The 3782-nt window shown below is 45.9% G+C and carries 4 protein-coding genes; 3 read left to right on the top strand and 1 reads right to left on the bottom strand.

Annotated features, from left to right (window positions below; all coding sequences use genetic code 11):
- Positions 1–764 (bottom strand): M1 family metallopeptidase (locus VIP81_RS32405; protein WP_414649448.1); only part of this gene is annotated, 764 nt, incomplete at its 3' end.
- 135 nt (positions 765–899) lie between these two features.
- Here VIP81_RS32405 and VIP81_RS32400 point away from each other — a divergent pair.
- The 3 genes from VIP81_RS32400 to truA form a co-directional block, all read left to right on the top strand.
- Positions 900–1397, top strand: a complete 498-nt coding sequence (locus VIP81_RS32400; protein WP_331972026.1) for a biotin/lipoyl-containing protein — start codon at positions 900–902, stop codon at positions 1395–1397.
- Positions 1398–1434: 37 nt separating this feature from the next.
- Positions 1435–2967 carry a DUF4476 domain-containing protein gene (locus tag VIP81_RS32395; RefSeq protein ID WP_331972023.1) on the top strand — a complete coding sequence of 511 codons (1533 nt, stop codon included), beginning with the start codon at positions 1435–1437 and terminating at the stop codon, positions 2965–2967.
- Positions 2968–3078: 111 nt separating this feature from the next.
- Positions 3079–3782 (top strand): tRNA pseudouridine(38-40) synthase TruA (gene truA, locus VIP81_RS32390; protein WP_331972020.1); only part of this gene is annotated, 704 nt, incomplete at its 3' end.

The raw sequence follows: 3782 nt of genomic DNA, 5'->3' as shown, positions 1-3782 counted from the left end.
ACAATGGCGTAGTCACCCACGGCCATCATGAAGAGGTAAGGAGAGTGGGGGAGGTCCATCTTCCAGGTATCTGTACGGGTGCCGTCGGCGTTGTTCTTCTGGCTTACCAGCTTGCCATTGGAGAGGGTTACATACTTCTTTTCCACCGTCATGCTAATTTCCTCGGTGCATTTCTGGTTGGTTTTATCGATAGTAGGAAACCAGGCAGAAGAACTCTCTGTTTCGCCCTGTGTCCATATCTGAGTAGGTTTATTAGGATCTTTCCCATCAGGATTAATAAAATATAATCCTTTGGCATCAGAAATAGCAGCGCTGCCCTTGACTTTCAGCTCATCGGGTTTGGCAGTATAACTGATATAGATGATATAAGATTCGGTTGGCTTATATTCTTTATCCAGCGCAATATGCAGCTGCAGGCTGTCGTAGCTGTATTTCAGCGGACTGTTTTTGCCGGCTTTTACAAGAGCAACTTCATTAATGTCCATGCCTTTTGCATCCAGCGTGAGGGAGTCCGTGGCATAGAAATGAGGTTTCAGGGTAATCCATGCTTTGCCATAGAGATACTTTTTCGCATAATCGAAACGTACGTCCAGCTTGGTATGCACCAGATCATTTACTTTTGTGGAGGAGGCACGGTAAATCTTTAATGCGGGGTCTTCCTGGGCAGCTTTTTCAGATTGGGCCATCAGGGAAGTACTCATTCCCAGTCCGGCTATTCCTCCGATCAGCATTCCCATCAGGGATTGCTTCAGATGTTGATTCATGTAAAAGACAGTTTTAAACAAATGTATTGGCTTGTGCCAATTAAAAAGAGTCAAATTTAAACAAATGGGCCAAATATGAGGTAAGTGGTTAAAAATGCTATTTTTGCTACGCTAACAGGCCAGTAAATCAGTATTATGATCAAAGCAATCGTGAATGGCAAATCTACATTTGCCGTGAATAAAGACACTAAGCTTACCTGCAATGACCAGGAAGTAGATTGGTCAGCAGTCCAATTGCCAAGTGGCGATTACAGCATCATAATGGATGGAAAGAGCTACCAGGCGCAGGTATTGCGGATCGACAGGGAAACCAAAACAGTCGTATTACAGGTAAATCAGCAGCAATTTGAAGTGGCAATAGAAGAGCCTATTGATCAGTTGCTGGCGTCTATGGGCATTAAAGATGCCATGACAAAGAAGGTCAATGATATCAAAGCACCCATGCCCGGACTGGTACTGAAAGTGCTGGTAACCGTGGGACAGGCCATCCATAAAGGAGATCCGGTGCTTATACTGGAAGCTATGAAGATGGAGAATGTGTTTAAAGCCACTTCAGATGCCATCGTGAAAGAAATTAAAGTCGCAGAGCGCACAGCCGTTGAAAAAGGCGAAGTGTTGATCGTGCTGGAATAATATTTGCACAGGAAAAGTTTTTATACCAATTTATAGTATGCATCTCAAATACAGGACAGTAATATTCGTTTGGGCATGCCTGTTACTTTGCGGCCGTCTTTGGGCGCAGTCACAGCATCACTTCGTATATATTCAGAGCGAGAAGGGAGTACCATTTTATGTAAAACATAGTGGCAAAGTGCTGAGTTCCACGGATCGGGGTTATATCATTTTACCTCAGCTGGATAACGGTACCGTACCTATTACCGTAGGTTTTCCAAAGGATGAATCCCACGAAGCAAAGTTTTATTTGAAAATAGCTAAGAATGATCAGGGCTTCCTGTTAAAACAATCCGGGGAAGCGGGTTATTCTTTGTATAACCTGCAAACCTTCCGGGAAATCAAATCAGATGCCGGTACTGCCGCTGTTGCCCCCACTGAAACACTGGTGGTAGCTGATACGCTGGTACCAGTGCTGGACACAGCTAAGCAGGAAATGATGGCGAATCTGCAGAAGGACCTGGAAACAACTTTTGCCGACAAGGCGGTTGTAACCGGACCCGCTAAGTCAGCCACCGCTGCGAAATCAAACAATCCGTTTTCTTCCGCATTGGATAAAGTTGTTGTAACCGGAGCTGACCGGGATGATCCTTTGCCGGAAGTTAAGCCGGCGGTTATAGCCGCAGATGCACCGGTAGCCGTGGAAGGAGAAGTGAAGAAATCTAAAGGTAAAAAGCGTAAAAACGAAAGGGAGCCATTGACAGAGGAGGAAAAAGCCATTCTCAATGATGTGCTGGCAGAAGAAGGTAAAACAGCCGCCAGTGAAGCCGCAACAGAAGAAGTAGCCAAGGCAGCTCCTGCGGAAGAACCGGTAAAAAAGCAAAAGAAACATAAGGCACGTGAAGGAGATCCTGATTTTATTGAGTTCCAGGATGATAAAGCCCAGCCGGCTGCCACGACTGCTGAAGCAGCAGCTCCGGCGCCAGTGGTAGTAGAAGTGCCGGTACTGGCCGCAGAAGAAGCGCCTGTACGCAAAAAGAAAAAACGTAGTAAAGTTTTTGATGATACTGAACATCCAGCCAATATCATTACGGATTCCAGTGGTTACGGCGTAGCAGCTACGCGTCCGGTAACAGATGAAGAGCCGGTAAAGAGTAAGAAGAAAAAGAAACGTAGTGAAGATGATGTAGTGGTGGATGCTGCCGGTGCACCGGTAGGCGCCCCTGTTGCTGCCGAAGTAGTACCGGATGCACCCGAAGCAAAAAAGAAGACTACGGATGCCCGTTTGATCAATTCTGATTGCGCGAACGTTATGGACGATGCTACTTTCCGTAAGATGTTGCGCAAATTTGTAGCCGCAAAAAGTGATGATGGTATGATAGATGTGTTCCGTAAACAAACGCGCAACTACTGTCTGGAAACCGCGCAGATAAAAACCCTGGTGCAGTTGCTGACAGCGGATGATACCCGTTACCGTTTGCTGGATGCAGGTTATTCTAAAACATATGATACAGAAAAGTATGGCTCCCTGGAAACCCTGTTAATCGATGATTACTACAGGGGCAGGTTCAAAGCCATGCTGCATAAATAATATTTATCACCTTATTAATTACGGAGTTGTAGGCAGATGTACCCCTGGTCGTCTGTTCACAACTCCGTAATTCATTATCGATAATTCGTAATTCTTTATTTTCGCCCCCATATGAACAGGTACTTTATAGAAGTGGGATACAAGGGCGCGCAATACAGCGGGTTCCAGGTGCAGGAAAATGCACATACTGTGCAGGCAGAAATAGACAGGGCGTTGAGTTTATTACTGAGAGATACTATTGTCAGCACGGGCTCCAGCAGAACGGATGCTGGCGTCAATGCCCTGCAGAACTTCCTTCACTTTGATACCGCATTGCCGCTGCACCCGCAGTTTATATATAAGATCAATGCTATCCTGCCAGATGATGTGGTGCTGAGAGGTATATATAATGTACCTCCGGATGCCAATAGTCGCTTCGCGGCCCTCGCTCGTTCCTATGAGTATACTTTATATACACGTAAAGATCCCTTTCTGAAGGACCGCGGATACTTCTTTCCTTATAAGATGGATATCGCCGCATTGCAGGAAGCCGCGGAAGTGATTAAGGGCTATAGTGACTTTACCACGTTCTCTAAGCGTAATACACAGGTGAAGACATATATATGTAAGATAGAAGAATCTTACTGGACAGTAGATGGAGAACGTATAGTCTATAACGTTACCGCCAATCGTTTCCTGCGGGGAATGGTGCGTGGCCTGGTGGGTACTATGCTGAGAGTAGGGCGGGGCAAGCTTTCCATGGATCAGTTCCGAACGGCTATAGAGAGTCTTGATTGTACAAATGCTGACTTTGCCGTACCTCCTCAGGGCTTGTT

Source organism: Chitinophaga sp., assembly GCF_036566945.1.
In the GTDB taxonomy this organism is placed as follows: Bacteria; Bacteroidota; Bacteroidia; order Chitinophagales; family Chitinophagaceae; genus Chitinophaga.
The sequence above is the reverse complement of the archived record's forward strand: the minus strand, read 5'-3'. Positions and strand labels throughout refer to the sequence as shown.